This is a genomic window from Bacillus sp. DHT2, assembly GCF_026241455.1.
Classification (GTDB): Bacteria; Bacillota; Bacilli; order Bacillales; family Bacillaceae_G; genus Bacillus_A; species Bacillus_A pseudomycoides.
This window is the reverse complement of record NZ_JAPHWH010000013.1, coordinates 119,559-140,742: the sequence shown is the minus strand read 5'-3', so window position 1 is coordinate 140,742 and position 21,184 is coordinate 119,559. Positions and strand designations below refer to the sequence as shown.

Sequence of the window (21,184 nt, the reverse complement as noted above, 5' to 3'; positions counted from 1 at the left end):
TGTCAGCTTTTTTCATAAATAGAAAACATTTTTGCTACATATGGATTTAAAAACATCCCCATTGGATCTACCTTTCCTCTAACTTCCAAAAAAGAGTTTAACTTTGGATAAACACATTGTAATGGTTCATATCGCATTGTATGCATTTTCCCCCAATGTGGACGCCCTTCGTACTTTTGAAAAATATGTTCTATTGCTGTAAAGTACGCAGCATATTTCATTCCTTTATACATATGCACAGCGATATACGCTGAATCTCTTCTATAAGCAGGACTTATCCATATATCATCTCCCTTTACATAACGACATTCAATTGGAAAATGAACTTGGAATTTCTTCTTTTCAATGAGGTTGTAAATTTCCCCTACTACCTCTTTCATATACTGCGCTGGGACACTATACTCCATTTCATAAAAACGAACATTACGAGATGTAGCAAATATTTGATAACTTGGACCAATTGTTTTCGTACTCGGCACTGCCTTTGCTGACAGTCTACTAACTCCTTTACTTATAGAAGGAATCCACTTGCATCCTTTAGACAATAATGAAAAAGCTATATTTTCAAGTAGTTCTGTCTTGATCTTATGCCACTTTAAATCTATCCCTTTCTCTGCTGTTTCATTTGTAATTTTCACTTGGACATCATCTGAATACGGAAACACAAAAAATTCAAAATGACGATGTTGCTTATATTTCTCTAGTTTGTTTATTACAGTAGAAAACGATTCCTTTCTGCTTTCATAGATAAGTGAATAAGCTGGAATGACTTTTAATTTAACTTTTACAATGATTCCTAGCATACCAAGAGATAACTGAAATGCCTTCCAAAATTCAGGGTTCTCTTTCTCAGAGCAAACAATAATTTCTCCAGATGCCAGCACAGCTGTAACTTCTACTACTTGTGTTGCCAAACTACCAAATTGAATACCTGTTCCATGCGTTCCTGTACTAATTGCTCCTGCAATAGATTGCGAATCAATATCTCCTAAATTTTCCTGCGCGTATCCTTTGTCTTCCAGCAGTTTTCCTAAGTTATATAACTTTGTTCCGCCCCATACTTCTACTATGAATGATTGTGAATCCACGTCTACTATCCCTTGTAGCTCATCTAAAGAAATTAGAATTCCCTCTGTTTGAACAAGAGGTGTAAAGGAGTGTCCTGATCCAACAACACGAATTCTCTTTCCCTGTTCCTTTGCAAACTTTACTACTTCTATCACATCTTGTATATTTTTTGGATACATCGTATATTGTGGATTCCCTTCTACATTCCCTGCCCAATTTCTCCATTTCTGCCCTTTTACAGAAAGCATTGGCCATCCCCCCGGTATGTTGAATACTCCCCTATCACTTTGTTACCTACAATACGATGTAACGATGAGAAACGCTCACATAGTTCTCCGGCTTTACTATGCCGAAATAACATACCATCCCCAACCGTTAGATGTTCTGAACCATCATAATAAACGGGCGTTTGTACTTCTCCAGCTCCCTCTAAAGCTAACAACTTTGCCCCACTTGGCTCCCAAATCTCAGGCTGTTTGTCTTTTCCAACTGCTCCTGAAGCCATATATCCGCCACCGAGGCAAGTATATATATGTTGGCTTGGTTGTCTAACAATCGGCAACGCAAAGCCAACAGCTGGTTCAAATCTAATATCTTTATAGTAATCAAAGAGCTTGGGAGAGTAAAAAGCAGAACCTATTGTAATCTCTGTAACGGATTCATCTTGCATTGTCGTTTTTATACTTCCTGTGCCTCCTCCATTTACAAAACGAAGTGTAATTCCTTGTTCTTGCAATGCTCGTACAACGCTCTGTCTACGTTCCATCACTTCAAATACAGATTTTCTCTTTAAATAAGAAACTATTTTATTTTTAAAACCTTGCTTTGGTACATCGTCCACAACTCCTGCAATCTGTGCCTCATAGCCCATTACACCGTCTATTTGTAAAACGGAAGATTGAATTGCTTTTTCAATAACGTTTAAAGCCTCAGAGGTAGTACGTATAGGAGAACGTCTAACCCCAAAATGAAACTGAAAAAAATGACTACTCATATCGATATCAATACAAATTCGAAAGCGTCCACCTGTTTCTATTGCAATTTTCTCTAAATAAGCAATATGTTCTATGCAATCTACCATACAAGTGATTATAAATCCTTGTTTTGTAAGCAAACTAATTTCTTGAAGTGCTTGTTCATCATGTACAGGATATCCAAGCAACAAATCATTAAATCCTTGTTTTATTAAGAATATTACTTCTCGTGGTGAAAAACACATAATGCCTTGAAAACAACTATTAGAGGCTAAAATTTTCTTCATCACTGGAACAGATCGTAACGATTTACTAGCAATACGAACTTTCTTTCCTCCGCACAATTGAACAATTGACTCAATATTTCTTTCTAACGCTTCTTCATCAAGAAATGCGCATGGTAAGGGAACCTTTTGAAATATGTTACGCTCCACATTGTTCTCTCCCCTTCTATATATATGTCTTATACATATTGGAAAGAAACTATCATTTTCCTGTGTCTAAACAAAAAAAGTTTCTTCTTTACGAAGAAACTTTTTAACTATTTCAATAGAAGTGATTACCTGTACTGGATCATGAATCATTATACGTGTATGTTTTTTAACTAAGAAGTAACCAAGCATTCTAGCGATTTACATATGTATCAAACCAAAGCTGAATATATCCCGCTGTGACACGCTGTGCTTCTACTAAACGTTTTCCTGTTGTTAGTGTAACTTCTGCACGCCATTTATCTGCATATTCTTGTGAAACTGCCGCTCTTACGAACCAATCTTTTGTAGTGCCATTTACAATACCAGCATAATCTTGCTTAGCAGCTACAGCCGCTCCATGAATCCAGTCTTCAGGATTTACTCCTTTCCAATTCCAATATCCATTTCCATCAGCCACTTTATAATTATTTTTTATTGTATCTACAAAATTTTCATATTTGGAGTGGAAGCCTTGTGGATAAGAAAGATTTGTAAAGTTTGCTGCATGCATTGGTTGATTTACATCTCCTAAGTAATGAAGCGATAAGCCTAAATAGAAGAATGCTTGTTTTATTTCTTGCTTTTGATAGGCTTCACCAGCAAGTTTAAAATATTTAGCCCCAGTTTCTTTTGCCTGCTTAGCAAAAGATATATATGTCTTCCCTGTATCAGGATCGTAGAAATGAGAAGCAAATGTACTGTTATCATAATAAGGGTTTTCATAATCAGCAGCATATATACCATTCTCTAACTCTGTACGCCATTCATTTAATAATGCAACTTGATCTCGTTTTACAACCGTTGTATTACGAGACATAATATCAATTGCACGATTGACAATCCATAAATGGGAGTTTACACCTTCTACATGTTTATCTTCAGCAGACCAATATTGAATTACTCTTACCTTATTTCCGCCCTCATTTTCATGGGCAAACGCTACACTTTGCAATGGTGCTACTAATGTAATAGCTGCTGCTAAGGCTAATACTTTCTTTTTCATATGAAAACCTCCGTTTATATTTAATTTACTTGGAATATGTAATTCAAATCATATGGTTAACCTACGATTAGAATATTCCACCTTTCTACTCATTTCTATTGAGAAAACAAATTATACGAACATTCACATTATTATAATTCTATGGATAATATGTTTCATTTGCATTATAGTAAACGAATATTAAATTCCTGCAAAGAAACAGCTAAAATATTGTAAAAAATAAAAGCAATCAGGTGCATATCCTGATTGCTTCTATTTTTTCTTTCGCCCTGATAATATACTTGATAATTGAACATTTACTGCTAGCTTATGAATAAATCCAAACACTAAACCAATTCCAATGAAAATATAGAAAATCGTAAAGATTTTTCCAAAGTCTGTTTGCGGGCTAAAATCTCCATAGCCAATTGTCGTTAATGTAACAACGCTAAAATATAATGCATCAATCGTGCGTAATCCTTCTACCGTACTGTAAAAAATAGTCCCTGATAGTAACGTTATAATCGTTAATACAAATAACACTTGAAATTCTTTATCTTTCCACGCTCTTGAACAAGCTTTTAGCATTCGTTTCAAAGTTAGTAAAAATGAAACCATGTAACTCTCCCTTCCTACTTAAACAATTTAGTCAAAGGAAAGTCTATCACCTTTCTATCCACAAAAAAAGTAGCCTTCTTCTATTTCTAGAAAAAGACTACTTTCTTCTATATTATATATTATTTAGGCGAAACAAGAATTTTCACTTGTTTTTTATCTTTTACAAGCGCTTCAAATCCTTCTTCTACAACTTGATCCACTGTAATTTTTTTCGTAATTAATTTCTCTGCTTGAATTTGACCAGAGCTAATTAATTTAATAACAGATGGGAAGATGTGACGGTATCCAAGAATACCTACAACTTCTTTTTCTTTTAATACTAAGTTGTTTGGAGTAATTGTCGCATCTTTTTCCCAGACACTGACGATTACAGTTTGTCCTTCAAAGCTTGTGCTTTCAATTGCTTGACGAAGTACAACTTCAACTCCTGTTACTTCGAAGCTAACATTTACGCCTAAACCGTTTGTTAAGTTACGGATTTCTGCTACCACATCTTGCTCTGCTGGATTTAATACGTAATCAGCACCTGCTAATTTTGCTAACTCTTGACGTTCTTTAGAAAGTTCAACTGCGATAACAGGTGTTGCACCTGCAGCTTTAGCAGCTTGGATAACAAGAAGTCCGATTGGTCCACAGCCAAATACAGCTACAGCTTCGCCTTCTTTTAACTTACTTTGACGCACTGCATGAACTGCAACTGCTGCTGGTTCTACAAGTGCACCTTGTTCATAAGTCATTTCATCTGGGATATGGTGAACCATATCTGCTGGTACTACAGTATATTCAGAGAAGCCACCGCCATCTCCACCAAGACCGTGGAAAACAAGTTGTTCACAAACGTTATAATGACCATGTTTACAAGCTTCACATTTACCACAAGAATAAATAGGTTCTACAACAACGCGGTCCCCTACTTTATGATTCGTAACACCTTCACCGATTTCAACAACTTCACCACTAAACTCGTGACCTAAAATAACGGGTGCTTTCACGTGTGTTAGTGGATGTTCTTCTGTTGGAATAAAAATAGGTCCTGCTAAATATTCATGTAAATCTGTTCCACAAATACCACACCATTTAACTTTGATCTTCACTGCTCCTGATCGTACAGCTGGTTCTGGAACTTCTTCTACTCTTACATCACGTTGATTATGCCAAAGTAATGCTTTCATTTTATGCATCCCTCTCTATGTATATATACTTAACCTGGTGAAGTTTACCAATCTATTATAGTACTCTTATCCATATATTTCAAAAAACCAATCTGGATTTCACTAAATTTTAACAAAAAAAAGTTCACTTTTTTGTCACTTTGTACTTTTTTCCACATCTGTTAATTCAATTTCATTGCAGGCGAAATTCGCATTATGCCATAATAGCAGAGGAGAGGTGAACATCGCTTGAAATATTTCATTTATTTTATTGTTATCGTAGCGTTTTTAGATACATTTTCACAATTACCAATTATGAGTACTTACGCGCAAAGCCTCGGGGGAACTCCTCTTATTATCGGTCTCGTTGTAGGTATGTACTCGTTTGCCAATATGATTGGCAATATTATCGCAGGTGCATCTGTTGATAAATTTGGCGCAAAGAAAGTACTCTATATGAGTATGGGAATTACGAGTCTCATAGTGTTATTATATACTGTTGTTCAAAGCGGCGAGCAATTACTCATCGTTCGCTTTTTACACGGATTTAGTGATGGCTTCTTAATCCCTGCAGCCTTTACTTTCCTATCTAAACAAACGAAATCTACAAAACAAGGAAAAGCAATGGCACTATCTGGTGCCGCTGTCGGAACAGCAGCTATCGTTGGCCCTGCTTTCAGTGGAATTATGAAAGCAACCGCAGGTGTAGAGTGGGTCTTTGTTACGATTTCTATCTTAATGGTATTCGGGACAATCGTATCCCTATTCTTATTACCAACCAATGTGACTAGAAAAGACACATCACGGACGCAAATGATGAACAAAGAAGATATGATTGGATTACTAAAATCCGAACCATTATTACAAGCATATATTGGCGCTTTTACATTAATGTTTTCACAAGGAATCGTCACATATATGTTACCGGTAAAAGTAGAAGCACTAGCACTCAAAGCATCTACAACAGGCATGATGCTAAGTGTATTTGGGATTACTGCCATCCTCTTCTTCCTACTGCCAACAAATCGTATTTATGATCGCTTTGACCGTTCAAAAATGATGCTAATTGGTATTGCAGTCATGGCACTTGCCTTATCATTACTTGGCATATTTACAACAAAAGGTATGCTCTTTGTTGTTATGATGATTTACGGAATTGGATTCGCCATCCTCTTCCCATCTATTAATGCTTTACTCGTTGAAAATACAACTGAAGATAAACGCGGGAAGGCATTCGGATTATTTTACGCATTCTTCTCATTAGGTGTTGTCGCTGGATCCTTTACAGTTGGAGCAATCGGGGCATCACCGAGCGTAAGCTTTGTAATTGGAACAGCATTCTTACTCACATTTGCTGGAATGATTTATTTCAGAGGAAAAATAAAAGAGACAATGATGAATTAGCTCATCATTGTCTTTTTTCAATCAAATCTTTATTATAAAACTTCAATATACGAAGGATTAGCAGTTATATAGCTTCCTGATTTTAGCTTATACATTTTTGAACCATTTACAGTTAACGTTGCCACAACAGTGAATACATCACCTTTTTTCACAGTACCAGCCTTTGCATTCCAATCAGGTTGATTATAATAATATAATTCTTCTGTTTTCACACGAATTAAGAATGTTTTCTTCTGTAATCCAAATGCCTTTACTAAACCATTTACATGCCCTCTTGCAAGTTGTTCTCTAAATGTTGCATTACCTAATTTTTGAGCATCTTCTGCTCGATCAATAAACCCATTTTCAGTTAATACTGCTGGCATATTCGTTTCTCTTAACACATGGAAATTATTTGTTTTGATCCCTCTATCATCAAGGTCAGTTGTTTTCATAATTTCCTGATGAATTATATTCTGGTAAGTCGTAGTTGGTGCTCCTGCATTTGGATAACTATAATCTTCATAACCAGAGCCACCACCACTGTTAATATGTACAGATAAGAAGAAATTTGCTCCCCAATTATTTGCATCAGTTGTTCGCTGTGTTAGCGTAGGATATACATCACTTGTACGACTCATTTTAATTTCATGACCTGTATACTCTGCATTTAAAATGTTACGAATACGTAATGCGATATCTAATGTTAAATCCTTTTCTCGTAAACCATTTCCAACCGCTCCTGTATCTGTTCCCCCATGACCTGGATCAAGATAAATCTTAACTGTCTCCGCACTTGCATGTGCAGTTGGTATAGCAAAATACATACATGCTACACATAATAAAACAATACTACTTTTCACAAAAGCTGATAATTTTTTCAATGCTGTCAATTACTTCACTCTCCCTATATATATAACTTTACAAATATTCTCTACATTTCCTTCCTAAAAAAGGATTTCAATTAAACTATTAAACTATCACTATCTTAATTAATTCCTTTGAATTTTACTCAAAATAAAAAACAAAATCAATATATAATTTTGTTTTTTATAAATAATTATTTTTTAGATTCAAAATCACTAAAAACTTGAAATATATGTATTTATAAACAACAAAAAAAGGAGCAAACTCTATTTATCTCTATATCAAAAAAATGTATTTTCATTTCATATATTTAAAAATTCCGCTTGTTCTTTTTTACTTTTCAGTAATAATCGTATCCGAATACTACTCATTGTAAATTGCTGAAACTCGTCTTTCTTCTATACCAATCAGCTTGATACACTCTTCACTCATTTTTCAAAAAAATGTATAAATACCAACTATGTCTCGACAATTTCCTCGGAAATATTCCTTTTCCCTACACCATTTGATAGACTGTATATAGGTAAACAATGTGTATTACACAAAGTAAAAAAGTACGTTCTTTCTACGAAGAACGTACTTTTCTATTTTATTACTAATCTATTAACGACGAATCCAAATAGCTCCTGCCGACTTATCATCTGCTTGCCCAACAACTTGGAATTTCAGCCCTAATTGCGGCACTTTTCGTCCCGCATCAGGAATTTGAGTGTTACTGTATACTTTAGAATCATCAAATGTTGCAACACCTGGTAAGCCTGGGTAATTAAATTGTCCACGTGTAAATGAATTTACATTCCACGCCGGTGTTTGATCAAGTGAAAATGCAGCATCTGCAATTTGCAACCCTGTATTACCGTATACTGGTTTTTCATTTAAATTTCCAACAAATGCCTCCGGGTGAGAATCAACAACACCAAGGAAGCCTTCACCAGGATGTTGACCAGTCCAGTTATCTTTAAAACTATCATCTGCATACCAAACAACAAGACCAGTATTATATGCTGGACCTCTCGCTACTTTTAACCCTTCATCTGATCCAGCATAGTTTCTCCACTCTAAATAATAATAATGTGGTTTCTTTTCTGTTCCATCAGAAACGACAAAACCATTTAACTTCATTTTCGCTTGTCCTTCTGCATCATCTGAAAATACTACTTTTCCATCGACTGTTACGTTCACATTATCCATTGCAAATCCTTTATATGCTACAGCAGGATCTGTAATATAATCAAATTGCAATTTCACTTTCTTCCCTTTAAATTGACTTAAATCATATGATTTATCAATCCATTTTCCTTCTGTCGTATCTTTATCACCTTTTACTACTTTATTGCCTAGTTTATCGATTAATGTTTTTGTTCCATCTTCTGTCACAGCATGTATTTCAATAAAATCACATTCTGCTTCAAGTTCATAGTTTACTTTATAATCAAATTTCGCGTTAGCTGCTTTCGTTAAATCAAACAATGGCGTTTCTAATGTTGTATGCATATCATCGCCTCTTGTACTGTAGTAAGCATACTTGCCAAATCCAGTTTTAATCGTTGCAACACTTTTCTCAGGTAAGTTTACACGTACAAGACCTGGACGATTAGATTTTGTAACACTTTGATCAATATATGTAGGGAAACCTACTCCACGTTTTATTTTATCGTAATCTACTTCTACAATTTTCGCCCAGTTTCCATCCATATTTTTTTGTAAGAAATCTTTATTTTGCGGTGAAAAACTTGTTGGCTCTGTTCCTGCGATTTTTCCTGTCCAACTACCACCACTCATTAATGACCATGATTCTACAGGTGATCCAGTTCCAGTATAATTCGTATCATATTCATCTGGTAAACCAAGATCATGACCAAATTCATGAGCGAATACGCCAACTGCACCATCCTCAGGCTCAATTGTGTAATCATGTGCAGCAACTTTTCCATCCCAATACGAAACTTTTGACTTTGTTCCTTCAATTGCAACTGGATCTTGTGCTAATTTAGAACGATGTGACCAAATCGCATCATCACCTAATTTACCTCCACCAGCTTCTTGACCAACCCCAGCATGAATGACCATTAAATGATCAATTACACCGTCTGGTTCATTTTGATTTCCATCACCATTTGTATCATAACGATCAAACTGGTCAAATTGAGATAAATCTAATCCTTTCTCTGCTGCTGCTTTTAATGCTTCTTTCACAAGGTCACGTGGCCCTTTAGGTCCTTTATTATCATGACCAGTTTTACCATCTGCTCCGTAATCTGCTGCTTTCCCAGGAACAGTCAACCATTCTGTCACATAACCATCTGTCGTATAACTACCACCAGATTGCTCTTCATAATATTGTTTAAATGTTTTTACTTTTGAACCATTGAATAACGTGAATGGTTCATTACCGAATAACATTTTTTGATAATGCTCTCTACTAAAGTCGTTCGAATACATATAACCAGGGCTTTGCTCAATATTATTATGTTTATAATCACTAAACTCTACAAGTAGTACAAGTACTTTATCTGTACGTACAGTTCCGTTATATGGAGCCTGCTTTGCTGGAGAAGTTGGTACTTTTCCATTTAACTGTTTTTTATTTTGTGAAGGCGTTTGCTCTGAGCTAGCATTTTCTACAGACTTCTTCACTTTTTCCTTTTCTTCCATCTTTTTTTCTTTTACTTTTTTCACGAAATCAGATGCCTCTTTAGCAGGGTCATCCGGAAGAATTTCTTTATTTGGCTGATCACCTTTCTTTTTTTCAATATATTGTTCTACAGCCTTTTGTGTCTCTTCTTTTGATGCTGATCGATCAATTGTTCCACGTTCTTTTAAAGCTTCAGCCAAGCGCTCTTCTTGAATTAAATTGTTATCAATTGGAGTTGTTGAAATACTTCCTTTTGACTGAGATGTTGTTTCCGCATAAGCTGATGATGTACCAAGTGCAAATGTGCAACCAAGCATTGTCATGATTGCCAAAGATGAAAATACTTTAAACGGTGCTTTTCTTTTCATTACTATTTCCTCCCTTATTAATTGTACAAGACTTAAAATTCAGATAATTGACAATATGAAACTAACAGTATATACGAGTTTTATAATATCGATTTATCCCCCCTTCTATATACATAAAAAAGACATAGTTCTATAATCATGGAATAGTGATTATTCCCTTATAGAATCATGCCCTCCAGTCCTCTGGTCAGACCCTGTACTGATTATTTACCTCATATCAAAAAACTCACAAAAAAGAGTTACTTATTATATATTAAATAACTTAGATAGAAAATTTAAAAGACAATATGCACAATTGCATGAAAATTCTTTTATTCATTATTTTACAAACAAAAAAACCACCAAGGTTAATGTGATGCTAACCTTGGTGGTTTTTGTTTCCCCCTCATAAACGGGGACCAATCCTTCACAGATGGAAGTTTCACTTTATTTCCCTTGTGTTTTCTCCCAATCAGCTAAGAACTTCTCAATTCCTTGATCTGTTAACGGATGTTTCACTAATGCGCCAATTACGTTTGCCGGAATTGTTGCAATGTGCGCACCGTTTAATGCTGCGTCTGTTACGTGAACGCTATGGCGTACAGATGCTGCGATAATTTCTGTTTTAATGTCATGAATTACAAAGATATCAGCGATTTGGCGAATTAAGTCCATACCATTATGACCGATATCATCTAAACGACCTAAGAATGGAGATACGTACGTTGCACCAGCACGTGCTGCAAGCAATGCTTGTACTGCAGAGAATACTAACGTAACGTTTGTGCGAATTCCTAAATCAGAGAATGCTTTTACTGCTTTTAAGCCTTCTTTTGTCATTGGTACTTTTACAACAACGTTTGGAGCAATTTTTGCTAATTCTTTTCCTTCTTCAATCATTTTATCTGATTCTAGGCTAATAACTTCTGCACTTACAGGTCCTGTTACAACGCTGCAAATTTCACGAATACGTTCATGGAAATCTACGCCTTCTTTTGCTACAAGTGATGGATTTGTTGTTACACCTGCTAATACGCCTAAATCATTTGCCTCTTTAATTTCATCAATGTTTGCTGTATCAATAAAAAATTTCATTTGTTTTTCTTCCTTCCTAAATGTAAGTTTATATTTTATTTTTTCTTAATAAGCTCTAATTCAATCGGAATGAATTTTTCCACTTTTTTACCTTGGTTCACTTGTCTTGCTGTTTCCATCGCTTTCTCTCCGATTAATTCTGGTTTTTGCGCAACAGTTGCTGTCATACGTCCGTCATTAACCGCTTTCACAGCATCATCTGTGGCATCAAATCCAACAACAACCACATCTGTTTTTCCAGCAGATTTTAATGCTTCCAGCGCACCTAATGCCATTTCATCATTATGAGCAAACACTGCTTTTATATCATTATTTGCCTGCAATATGTTTTCCATAACTGATAATCCTTTGGCACGATCGAAGTCTGCGGCTTGCTTTGCAACAACTTTTAGCCCCTTATCGGCAACTTTATGGAATCCTTTCCCACGCTCACGAGCAGCGGATGATCCAGGAATTCCTTCTAACTCAGCAACATTTGCACCTTCACCAACAAGCTCACGAATGTAGTCACCAGCCATGCTTCCACCTTCTACATTATTTGATGCGATGTGTGAAACAACTTTTCCTGAGTTTGCAACACGATCTACTGTAATAACAGGGATGTTTGCTGCATTCGCTGCACTTACTGCTGAAGCAACTGCATCTGAATCTGTTGGGTTAATGACAACTACATCAACGCCTTTTTGAATTAAATCCTCAACATCATTCGTTTGCTTCGCTGCATCATTTTGTGCATCAACAGCAATTAACTCAATGCCACTATCTTTCGCCTTCTTTTCTGCCCCTTTTTTCAACGTAACGAAAAATGGATTGTTTAAAGTTGAAACAGAAAATCCAACTTTAATAGTTTTATTTCGACTTTTATCGCTAGAATCCTTCGCCCATTCCGGTGGTTCCATTGAACAACCAGCAGTGATTGCCATTATGAGTGCAACGAGTACAAGTAACCATTTTTTCATGAATTGTCCCTCCATTATGCTTCTTTTCGACGATCAATTAATACAGCAAGTAAGATCACAAGCCCTTTTACAACTTGTTGGAAGAAAGAAGATACACCTAATAAATTTAGACCGTTATTTAGTACACCGATAATCAGTACACCAATGAACGTGCCGACAATCCAACCTCTTCCACCAGAAAGACTTGTTCCTCCTAATACAACTGCAGCAATTGCATCTAATTCGTAAGAAGAACCAGCAGTTGGCTGTGCAGAATCTAAGCGTGATGTTAACACGATACCCGCAAGCGCTGCCAGAATTCCAGAAAGACCATAAATCATTACTTTTATTCTTGTTACATTAATACCTGATAATGCCGCTGCTTCTTCATTTCCACCAATTGCAAAAGTACGGCGACCAAACGTTGTCTTCTTTAAAATAAAGTACAATGCAGCAAAAGCAATCATCATCGTTACAGCTGGTACGGGAATACCAAGGAAGTAACCACGGCCAAACATTTGAAACATTAAGTGATCACCAAGGCCAGTGATCGGACGTCCGTCCATATAAACAAGCGTGAGCCCTCGGAAAATGGTCATTGTTGCTAATGTCGCAATAAATGGTGCCACTTTTCCTTTCGCAATGATGATACCGTTTACAATTCCCATTACAAGCCCAGCCAATAATCCAACTGCCATTGCAAGGAACGGATCCATGCCACTTGCCATCATTCCAGCAACAAGTGCACTTGATAATGCTAAAATAGAACCTACCGATAAGTCAATACCCCCAGTTAAAATAACGAAGGTCATTCCAAATGCAATGAGTGCATTAATCGATACTTGGCGTAAAATATTAAATAAATTTGGTATTTCAATAAATGCTGGATTTAATGCTGTAATAACTACAATAATCAGTGCCAATCCAATTAAAGAACCTAGCTGCTGCAATATATTCCCCTTTTTAGCCATAACTTACTCTCCCCCTGTAGCTAATGCCATAATGGACTCTTGTGTTGCTTTATCTTTCTCTAAAATACCGCCTACTTTTCCTTCATGAATAACAAGGACACGATCGCTCATTCCTAAAACTTCTGGAAGTTCGGATGAAACCATAATAACCGCATCCCCCTGCTTTGTAAGCTTGTTCATAATAGAGTAAATTTCTTTTTTTGCTCCAACATCAACGCCCCGTGTTGGTTCATCTAAAATTAACAGCTGCGGATGGATTCCTAGCCATTTTGCAATAACAATCTTTTGTTGATTTCCACCAGAAAGTGATTTGACGGCTTGTTCACCATTTGCCGCTTTTACATTGAGAAGCTTCATCATATCCTCTGTGAACTGTGCTTCTACTCCTTTATCCATCACACTACCTTTTGAGAGATTCCCTAGATTTGGCAATGCTAAATTTTCACGAATAGAAAAATCTAAGACAAGCCCTTCTGATTTTCGATCTTCTGTAATAAAGGCAATTCGCTGCCGTATTGCATCAATTGGACTATCAATTTTCACTTCTTGCCCATTCATAAATATTTGGCCCGAATCTAACCGTTCATGTCCAAATATCGCCCTCATAATATCAGTACGGCCAGCTCCCATTAATCCAGCGACACCGAGAATTTCACCTTTTCTCACTTGAAACGAAATATTTTCAAACTTCCCTTTTTTCGTTGCGTTACGCATTTCAAAAATAACTTCACCGATTTTCGCATCGCGCTCCGGATAGCGCTCACCGATGCTGCGACCAACCATCATACTCACTACTTCATCAAATGATGTTTCTGGAATTAACCTCGTTCCAACATATTCCCCATCACGTAAAATCGTAATAGCATCACAAATAGAAAAGATTTCTTCCATGCGATGTGAAATGTAGACGAACGATACGCCTTCTTTACGTAATTTATTAATAACCGTAAAGAGTGTTTCAATTTCGCGGTCCGTTAAGGCTGCTGTCGGCTCGTCCATAATAATAACGCTCGCATTTGTCATTAAGGCCTTACCAATTTCAATAATTTGCTGCTGTCCAACTGATAATTCCCCAGCAAGCATAGCCCCTTTTACGTGAAGCCCAAGACTTGCTAATTGTTGCTGCGCTAACCCATTCATTTGCCGTGTACGTAAAATGCCTGTTTTGCCGTACATCAACTCTTTCCCAAGAAACATATTTTCAGCAACTGTTAAGTTCGGTAATATGTTCAGCTCTTGATGAATAAAAGCAATTCCGTATTCCTCAGCTTCTTTTGCGTTTTTAAATGTCCGTTCTTGCCCATCAATCGTGACTTGACCACTATCTTTCGTATATACACCTGTTAAAATTTTCATGAGCGTTGATTTTCCCGCTCCATTTTCCCCCATCAGTGCATGGACTTCTCCTGTTTCAATACTAAACTGTGCGTTTTTTAAAACAGGATTACCATTGAACGCTTTTGAAATATTTTTCATTTCAATACGCATTCTCATCACATCCCTTTATTAAAAAATCACGCCGGCATGTAAAATAACATTCGCATATGGCGTTGCTTCTCCCGTACGAATAACTGCCTTTGCCTGTTTTGTACGTTCTTTAAACTGCTCATGCGATACGTATTCAAAAGCAGCTTCTTTTAAACGTGCTTCAACTTCTCTGTTTACTTCTGCATTATTGATCGTAATCTCTTCTGCTAATGTTAGTTTTTCAACTGCCATGTCGTCTATCACAACTTGTAACACCTCTAGAAACGATGGTTTTCCAAGTTCTACCGCTAAATCAATTCGCTTTACACCATCTGGAATAGGTAAACCACAATCAGCAATCACAATTGTATCCGTATGTCCAAGGGAAGCAAGTACCGCAGCAATATCACTATTTAATACACCATGCTTCTTCATCCAACAATCACCTGCACTTCTCTTACCTTTTCTCTTGTTGGCATACCACCTTGTGCCCCTAGCTTTGTTACAGAAAGACCGCCGGCAATGTTTGCAAAGCGGATTGCTTTTTGTAATGTCTCACCTTCGGAAAGTGCAACCGCTAATGCACCGTTAAAAGTATCACCTGCTCCTGTTGTATCCACTACTTCAACATCAATACTTGGTACATGAACAATCTCTGTACCATTATGGAAACGAACACCTTTCCCACCTTCTGTCATCAGTAACTTATTTGGATATTTCGCAAGTAACTCTTCAATTGGTGACGTAAAATCATCTAATACAATGCGGCATTCATGCTCATTCGGTGTAATATACGTCGCCTTTTCTAAAATATCTACTGGCAATACTTGTGCCGGAGCTGGATTTAACATAACCGGAATTTTGTGTTCTTCACAAATATCAAGAACGTATTCCACTGTTTCTAGCGGAATTTCCAGCTGAAGGACAACCATATCAGCTTTTACAAGAAGATCTTTTGCGCGATCGGCAATTTGCTGATTCACGAGACGGTTTGCTCCTTGCACAACAACAATACTGTTATCTTCCTCGGCCAAAACAATATGCGCAATTCCTGTGGTTTCATCTGTAACCGGTACCACATAGTCGATAAAAATACGTTCATTCTCTAAATTTTTTCTAACTAGCTTACCATAAGCATCATTTCCTACAGCACCTACCATTGCCACATTTGCACCTAATCTAGCTGCGGCAACAGCTTGGTTTGCTCCTTTTCCTCCAGGCACTGTATGAAACGCTTCTCCAATCACTGTTTCTCCTGCTTTTGGTCGCTTTTTTGAAACAGCGACTAAATCCATTGAAATACTGCCGACTACTGCAATGTTTGGCATATATCTCATCTCCTTACTTCGTTGTATTTCGTTCTATAATTTCAATCGGTAAACGATAATGTTCGGTTTCTAATTGATTTCCTTCCATTTGCTCTAGCAATAATTCTGTTGCAATTCGTCCCATTTCATAAATAGGTTGTGCAACTGTTGTAAGAGATGGATACATCATTTCTGTTAAAGAAATACCATCAAATCCAATAATTTGTAAATCATCTGGAATGGAAATTCCTTTTTGTAATGCCGCTTTCACTACCCCAATGGCAATCAAATCATTTCCAGCTACAATGCCATCGATATGCGGATACTCTTCTAACAATTCCATTGCCACACGTTCGCTATCTGCCGGATCAAACGTACTTTCTGCAATCATATAAGAAAGCCCATATTGTGTAATAACATCTACAAAACCTTCAAAACGCTCATTTGCTGTACTCACATCGCGCGGTCCACGAATATGCGCAATATGTTGACACCCTTTTTCTAACAGTAACTTTGTTGCTTCTTGACTTCCCGCATAGTTATCTGCATATACCGTCGGAATACGCTCATTAAACATGCGGTCAATTGCCACAACTGGCACAGACAAGTTCATGTAATTCATACTATTTTGTGGGTTCGTTGCCACAATAAACCCATCAACATTATTTTGTCTGAGCACATCAATATATTGTTTCTCTTTCTCTAAACTTTCATCAGAATTACAAAGTACAACTGTGTATCCTTGCTTATGTGCTACATCCTCTACGGCACGTGCAACTTCTGGAAAGAATGGATTCACGATATTTGGAACAACCAAACCAATTAAGCGAGATTTTTTATTATATAAAGAACGTGCTACTGTACTAGGCTTATAATCCAACAGTTCAATTGCTCGTTCCACTTTTTTTAATGTATCTTCGTGAACATATCCGTTCTTATTTAACACCCTTGAAACGGTCGCAACAGAAACTCCCGCTAATTTCGCAACATCTTTAATCGTACTCATTCTCTTCCCTCTCCATTTCATGTAACCGTTTACAGAAAATAATATAACTCATTTACAAAAATACGTCAATCATTTATAACTAAAAAAGATTATATGTTATACACTAAAAAAGCACCACCATAAGGCGATGCTTTTTTCTTATTATGAGTAAGATACGTTTGTATCTTTCTCTTCTACTTCAGTAGCAGGTTCTTCTGCACCTTTTTTACGATTAGAAAGCTTAATTTTTTGTAAGAAGATTGTAAATACGGCACCAACTACGATAAAGACTAATCCTGTTAGGAATACACTATGAAGTGAATCCACTAAAGATGTTTTCAAAATTGGTACAATGCTATTTGAGAATGCTTCTGGCATTTGTTTTAATGCTTCTGGGCTAAATAGCATAGAATATAAACTTTGTGGATCTGTATGAATCATATCTTTAAACTTCGTTACCATTTGTCCCGCTTCTGCTGGGAATGTATCTAGTACAGGAACTAATTTATTTGTCAATGTTGTACCTGACGTATTATTCATAATAGAACCTAAAATCGTAATTCCGAACGTCCCACCGATTTGACGGAAGAACTGACTTGAAGATGTTACAACTCCAAGATCCTTTTTCGGGAAACTTTCTTGTAATGCTAATGTTAATGTCGGCATTACAAGACCCATTCCTAAACCGATAATCATCATATATGATGTTGCAATAAGTTTAGTTGTATGCATATCCATTGTTGTTAATAACCAAAAACCGCCAGCCATAATGAGCATACCTGTAATAATTTGTGGTTTTACGCCTACCTTTAATACAAGCTGACCACCAATAATACTCATCACAATCATCGTAATCATCATTGGTGTCATTATCGTTCCAGATTCAGCCGCACTTACGCCAACAATTCCTTGCATAAAGAATGGAACGAACATAATTGCACCAAACATTCCAATACTCATAAAGAAACCAATTGCATTTAATAGTGTAAATGTACGGTTTTTAAAGAAATGCATTGGTAAAATTGGTTCTTCCGCCTTCGTTTCAACAATGATGAAGCTTACTATACCAATGATAGCAAGTGCAAATAATCCAATGATTTGCCAAGAATCCCAAGCATAGTCTTTCCCGCCAAACGTTAGTGCAAGTAATAAAGTCACAACACCAAGAATCATCGTGAAAATACCAGCGATATCAATTTTAATTGGACCTGTTTGTTTATGTCCTTTTAATCCCATTGCAATAAAGATTGTCGCCAAAATACCGACTGGCAAGTTGATATAGAATACCCATCTCCAGTTGACAGCATCAACAATCCAACCGCCCACTTGCGGTCCAATTACGGAAGCAAGACCATATAACGCTCCAAAGATTCCTTGCCATTTCGCACGTTCTTTCCCTGTAAACATATCCCCGATAATAATCATCGCCATTGGCATCATAATACCGCCACCAAGCCCTTGAATACCACGGAAAATAATTAACTCAGTCATACCATTCGCCATACCGCAAAGTGCTGAGCCAACCATAAAAATGATTAATCCTGTAATATATACGTTACGACGTCCTAATAAATCCGCTAACTTACCTGCAATTGGTACAACTGTTGTTGAAGTTAACATATATGCCGTTGTTAACCATGTCATTAAACTTAATCCGCCTAGATCGCCAACAATTCGCGGCATTGCTGTACCAACGATTGTTCCATCTAATGCAGCAAATAACATGGCAATAACTAGACCGATTAACAACAGCTTTCTATTCTGATTTTCTTGTTGCTCCATGTAATCTCCTCAATTCCTTTTAGTTTATCTCTTTCTTCTCAGATTCCCCGCAAATAATTACCTCTAACTTTTCAAATAAGCGTAGTAAATCTTCTCTCTCTTGTAACTCCAACTGTGAGAAGTATTTTGCAATATGCTTATTACGAGCAGTCATTGCCTCTTCTACTACATCTTTCCCCTTCTTCGTCAGCTCAATTACAACAACACGGCGATCTTCTTTGTCATGGTAGCGCAGTACCAATTCTTGATCGATTAACCGATCGATCATCACTGTAATTGCGCTTGGTTTCACATACATTTTCTTCGCCAATTTCGTTGCTCTTGATGCACCGTAATGGTCTAAAATTTTTAAAATATAAAATTGCGGTGGTGTAAGTCCTGATGCTTGCATTTGTTCTAGTAACTCCGTTTGCATTTTCTTTCCTATAGAGAATGCTAAAGCCTGAATTCTATCAATATGAGTCATATCATTTGGCATGTTATCCACCTCTTATTTAAACAATAAAATATTTAACGTATTTAAATATTAAACCCTATAATTAATTTCGTCAATAATTTTATTTTGTAAAAACGTTTACATTTTTGTCGCAAAGTTGTATAACTTTTGACCAAGTTAATATTGACAGTCATGGGGAATGAGAGTATAAAGACTATGTCATAAAACGTTTTCAATAATAGAGGAGGATTTTTAGGTTATGTTTTTAACTCAGTTGTTTAAACCTGCGCCGCATACAGAGCGCTTACCTGCTGATCGCATTGATAGCGAATACCGCAAACTGCGCTTACAAGTATTTTTAGGCATTTTCATTGGCTATGCAGGTTACTACCTTGTTCGCAAAAACTTTTCACTGGCTATGCCTTATCTTGTTGAACAAGGATTTAGCAAAGGTGAACTTGGAGTTATCCTTTCTGCTGTATCCATTGCATATGGCTTAAGTAAATTTATTATGGGGATTGTCTCCGACCGTTGTAACCCCCGCTACTTCTTAGCGGCAGGACTATTTTTATCCGGTATCATTAATATTATCTTTGGTTCATTCTCTTTTATTACAACAAGTATTTTGCTTATGTTTGTTCTTCAATTTTTAAATGGTTGGGTACAAGGTATGGGCTGGCCTCCATGTGGCCGCACAATGGTTCATTGGTTCTCTATTAGTGAACGCGGTACAAAAATGTCCATTTGGAACGTTGCCCACAATGTTGGTGGCGGACTTATGGGACCACTCGTAACATTAGGACTATTCTTATTTGCTGGTAGCTGGTAAAGCATTTTCTACTTCCCAGGTATTTTTGCAATTTTAGTTGGGATCTATGTATTAATTGTAATGCGCGATACACCGCAATCTTGTGGATTACCACCTATTGAAGAATATACGGGTGAATATCCTTCAGATGAAAGAGTAAAAGATCGTGAACGCGAACTTTCGGTAAAGGAAATTTTATTTACTTATGTACTAAACAACAAATTTTTATGGTACATCGCTATAGCTAACGTATTCGTATACTTCGTACGCTACGGTGTTGTAGACTGGGCACCTACTTATTTAGTAGAAGAAAAAAACTTTACTCATAATAGTTCTCGTACAGCATACACATTATACGAATTTGCTGGTATTCCGGGCACACTCCTTTGCGGATGGATGAGCGATAAATTATTTAAAGGGCGCCGTGCCCCTGCTGGTATTTTATTCATGGTTGGTGTATTCATTGCTGTTCTTGTTTATTGGTTAAATCCGGCTGGTCATCCAATCATCGATAGCATCGCACTAGTGGCAATTGGCTTCTTAATTTATGGACCAGTTATGCTCATTGGATTACATGCCCTTGACTTAGCACCAAAGAAAGCTGCTGGAACAGCTGCTGGTTTAACAGGTTTCTTCGGTTACCTGGGCGGTGCTGCATTTGCTAGTGCTGCAATGGGCTTTATTGTAGATACTTTCGGATGGAGCGGCGGTTTCATTCTATTACTTACATCTTGTGTACTTGCGATTGTATTCCTTGCTCTAACTTTAAACACAGGATCTTCAAAATCACAACAAGCTTAAACGGAGGTTTTTCTTAAAAACTTCTATAAGATAAAGTGAAAAGCTTTAATCAGTGGGGAACAAAAGCTGAAGTAAAGAAATAAAATAGCTCTTAGC

General features: G+C 36.8%; 17 protein-coding genes and 1 pseudogene. 2 read left to right on the top strand and 16 right to left on the bottom strand.

The window, feature by feature from the left end; genetic code table 11:
* Positions 1-2 precede the first annotated feature (2 nt).
* The 5 genes from ORL93_RS24650 to bdhA all read right to left on the bottom strand — a co-directional run bounded on the left by ORL93_RS24650 (position 3) and on the right by bdhA (position 5,287).
* Positions 3-1,316, bottom strand: coding sequence for a D-arabinono-1,4-lactone oxidase (locus ORL93_RS24650; protein ID WP_097795467.1), 1,314 nt, complete (start codon positions 1,314-1,316; stop codon positions 3-5).
* Entirely contained in the window at positions 1,304-2,476 is a 1,173-nt protein-coding gene (locus tag ORL93_RS24645) for an amino acid deaminase/aldolase (protein ID WP_097795466.1), read from the bottom strand. Before ORL93_RS24645 ends, ORL93_RS24650 begins: the two co-directional genes overlap by 13 nt.
* A gap of 190 nt (positions 2,477-2,666) precedes the next feature.
* Positions 2,667-3,518 (bottom strand): phospholipase CerA, encoded by an 852-nt coding sequence (gene cerA / locus ORL93_RS24640; RefSeq protein WP_097795465.1) that lies wholly within the window; start codon positions 3,516-3,518, stop codon positions 2,667-2,669.
* A gap of 252 nt (positions 3,519-3,770) precedes the next feature.
* On the bottom strand, positions 3,771-4,115 hold the full coding sequence (locus tag ORL93_RS24635; protein WP_098160917.1) for a potassium channel family protein: 345 nt from the start codon (positions 4,113-4,115) through the stop codon (positions 3,771-3,773).
* 119 nt (positions 4,116-4,234) lie between these two features.
* Positions 4,235-5,287, bottom strand: coding sequence for a (R,R)-butanediol dehydrogenase (gene bdhA, locus ORL93_RS24630; RefSeq protein WP_018765549.1), 1,053 nt, complete (start codon positions 5,285-5,287; stop codon positions 4,235-4,237).
* Positions 5,288-5,515: 228 nt separating this feature from the next.
* On the opposite strand from bdhA, the gene ORL93_RS24625 reads away from it, so the two are divergent.
* Positions 5,516-6,670 carry an MFS transporter gene (locus tag ORL93_RS24625; RefSeq protein ID WP_006093547.1) on the top strand — a complete coding sequence of 385 codons (1,155 nt, stop codon included), beginning with the start codon at positions 5,516-5,518 and terminating at the stop codon, positions 6,668-6,670.
* A 32-nt stretch (positions 6,671-6,702) separates the two neighbouring features.
* Here ORL93_RS24625 and ORL93_RS24620 read toward each other — a convergent pair whose 3' ends face one another.
* From ORL93_RS24620 to ORL93_RS24570, 11 genes are all read right to left on the bottom strand, one after another.
* Entirely contained in the window at positions 6,703-7,542 is an 840-nt protein-coding gene (locus tag ORL93_RS24620) for an N-acetylmuramoyl-L-alanine amidase (RefSeq protein WP_097795463.1), read from the bottom strand.
* Positions 7,543-8,119: 577 nt separating this feature from the next.
* Positions 8,120-10,519 carry an immune inhibitor A gene (locus ORL93_RS24615; RefSeq protein ID WP_097795462.1) on the bottom strand — a complete coding sequence of 800 codons (2,400 nt, stop codon included), beginning with the start codon at positions 10,517-10,519 and terminating at the stop codon, positions 8,120-8,122.
* Positions 10,520-10,945: 426 nt separating this feature from the next.
* Entirely contained in the window at positions 10,946-11,593 is a 648-nt protein-coding gene (gene fsa, locus ORL93_RS24610; protein ID WP_003195186.1) for a fructose-6-phosphate aldolase, read from the bottom strand.
* Positions 11,594-11,628: 35 nt separating this feature from the next.
* Positions 11,629-12,552 (bottom strand): ribose ABC transporter substrate-binding protein RbsB, encoded by a 924-nt coding sequence (rbsB, locus tag ORL93_RS24605; RefSeq protein WP_018765552.1) that lies wholly within the window; start codon positions 12,550-12,552, stop codon positions 11,629-11,631.
* Positions 12,553-12,566: 14 nt separating this feature from the next.
* Positions 12,567-13,502, bottom strand: coding sequence for an ABC transporter permease subunit (locus ORL93_RS24600; protein WP_003195190.1), 936 nt, complete (start codon positions 13,500-13,502; stop codon positions 12,567-12,569).
* A gap of 3 nt (positions 13,503-13,505) precedes the next feature.
* Entirely contained in the window at positions 13,506-14,990 is a 1,485-nt protein-coding gene (locus ORL93_RS24595) for a sugar ABC transporter ATP-binding protein (RefSeq protein WP_097795460.1), read from the bottom strand.
* Between the two features lie 18 nt (positions 14,991-15,008).
* Complete coding sequence (rbsD, locus tag ORL93_RS24590; protein WP_097795459.1) at positions 15,009-15,404, bottom strand: D-ribose pyranase; 396 nt, start codon at positions 15,402-15,404, stop codon at positions 15,009-15,011.
* Complete coding sequence (gene rbsK, locus ORL93_RS24585; protein WP_098136228.1) at positions 15,401-16,297, bottom strand: ribokinase; 897 nt, start codon at positions 16,295-16,297, stop codon at positions 15,401-15,403. Before rbsK ends, rbsD begins: the two co-directional genes overlap by 4 nt.
* A gap of 13 nt (positions 16,298-16,310) precedes the next feature.
* On the bottom strand, positions 16,311-17,282 hold the full coding sequence (locus ORL93_RS24580; RefSeq protein ID WP_033795879.1) for a LacI family DNA-binding transcriptional regulator: 972 nt from the start codon (positions 17,280-17,282) through the stop codon (positions 16,311-16,313).
* Positions 17,283-17,423: 141 nt separating this feature from the next.
* The gene (locus ORL93_RS24575) at positions 17,424-19,043 is read right to left on the bottom strand and encodes an MDR family MFS transporter (RefSeq protein WP_006093539.1); all 1,620 of its coding nucleotides are present in this window, start codon (positions 19,041-19,043) and stop codon (positions 17,424-17,426) included.
* Between the two features lie 19 nt (positions 19,044-19,062).
* Positions 19,063-19,521 carry a MarR family winged helix-turn-helix transcriptional regulator gene (locus ORL93_RS24570; RefSeq protein ID WP_097795457.1) on the bottom strand — a complete coding sequence of 153 codons (459 nt, stop codon included), beginning with the start codon at positions 19,519-19,521 and terminating at the stop codon, positions 19,063-19,065.
* A gap of 217 nt (positions 19,522-19,738) precedes the next feature.
* Here ORL93_RS24570 and glpT point away from each other — a divergent pair.
* Positions 19,739-21,088 (top strand): annotated as a pseudogene (gene glpT / locus ORL93_RS24565) (glycerol-3-phosphate transporter).
* The last annotated feature ends 96 nt before the right edge of the window (positions 21,089-21,184 follow it).

Bases quoted from the DNA above. Each gene is read 5' to 3' on its own strand.
- ORL93_RS24570 (WP_097795457.1), bottom strand. From the start codon at position 19,521: ATGCCAAATGATATGACTCATATTGATAGAATTCAGGCTTTAGCATTC.
- rbsD (WP_097795459.1), bottom strand. From the start codon at position 15,404: ATGAAGAAGCATGGTGTATTAAATAGTGATATTGCTGCGGTACTTGCT.
- bdhA (WP_018765549.1), bottom strand. From the start codon at position 5,287: ATGAAAGCATTACTTTGGCATAATCAACGTGATGTAAGAGTAGAAGAA.
- ORL93_RS24650 (WP_097795467.1), bottom strand. From the start codon at position 1,316: ATGCTTTCTGTAAAAGGGCAGAAATGGAGAAATTGGGCAGGGAATGTA.
- cerA (WP_097795465.1), bottom strand. From the start codon at position 3,518: ATGAAAAAGAAAGTATTAGCCTTAGCAGCAGCTATTACATTAGTAGCA.
- ORL93_RS24635 (WP_098160917.1), bottom strand. From the start codon at position 4,115: ATGGTTTCATTTTTACTAACTTTGAAACGAATGCTAAAAGCTTGTTCA.
- rbsK (WP_098136228.1), bottom strand. From the start codon at position 16,297: ATGCCAAACATTGCAGTAGTCGGCAGTATTTCAATGGATTTAGTCGCT.
- ORL93_RS24595 (WP_097795460.1), bottom strand. From the start codon at position 14,990: ATGCGTATTGAAATGAAAAATATTTCAAAAGCGTTCAATGGTAATCCT.
- ORL93_RS24615 (WP_097795462.1), bottom strand. From the start codon at position 10,519: ATGAAAAGAAAAGCACCGTTTAAAGTATTTTCATCTTTGGCAATCATG.
- ORL93_RS24580 (WP_033795879.1), bottom strand. From the start codon at position 17,282: ATGAGTACGATTAAAGATGTTGCGAAATTAGCGGGAGTTTCTGTTGCG.
- fsa (WP_003195186.1), bottom strand. From the start codon at position 11,593: ATGAAATTTTTTATTGATACAGCAAACATTGATGAAATTAAAGAGGCA.
- ORL93_RS24600 (WP_003195190.1), bottom strand. From the start codon at position 13,502: ATGGCTAAAAAGGGGAATATATTGCAGCAGCTAGGTTCTTTAATTGGA.
- ORL93_RS24575 (WP_006093539.1), bottom strand. From the start codon at position 19,043: ATGGAGCAACAAGAAAATCAGAATAGAAAGCTGTTGTTAATCGGTCTA.
- rbsB (WP_018765552.1), bottom strand. From the start codon at position 12,552: ATGAAAAAATGGTTACTTGTACTCGTTGCACTCATAATGGCAATCACT.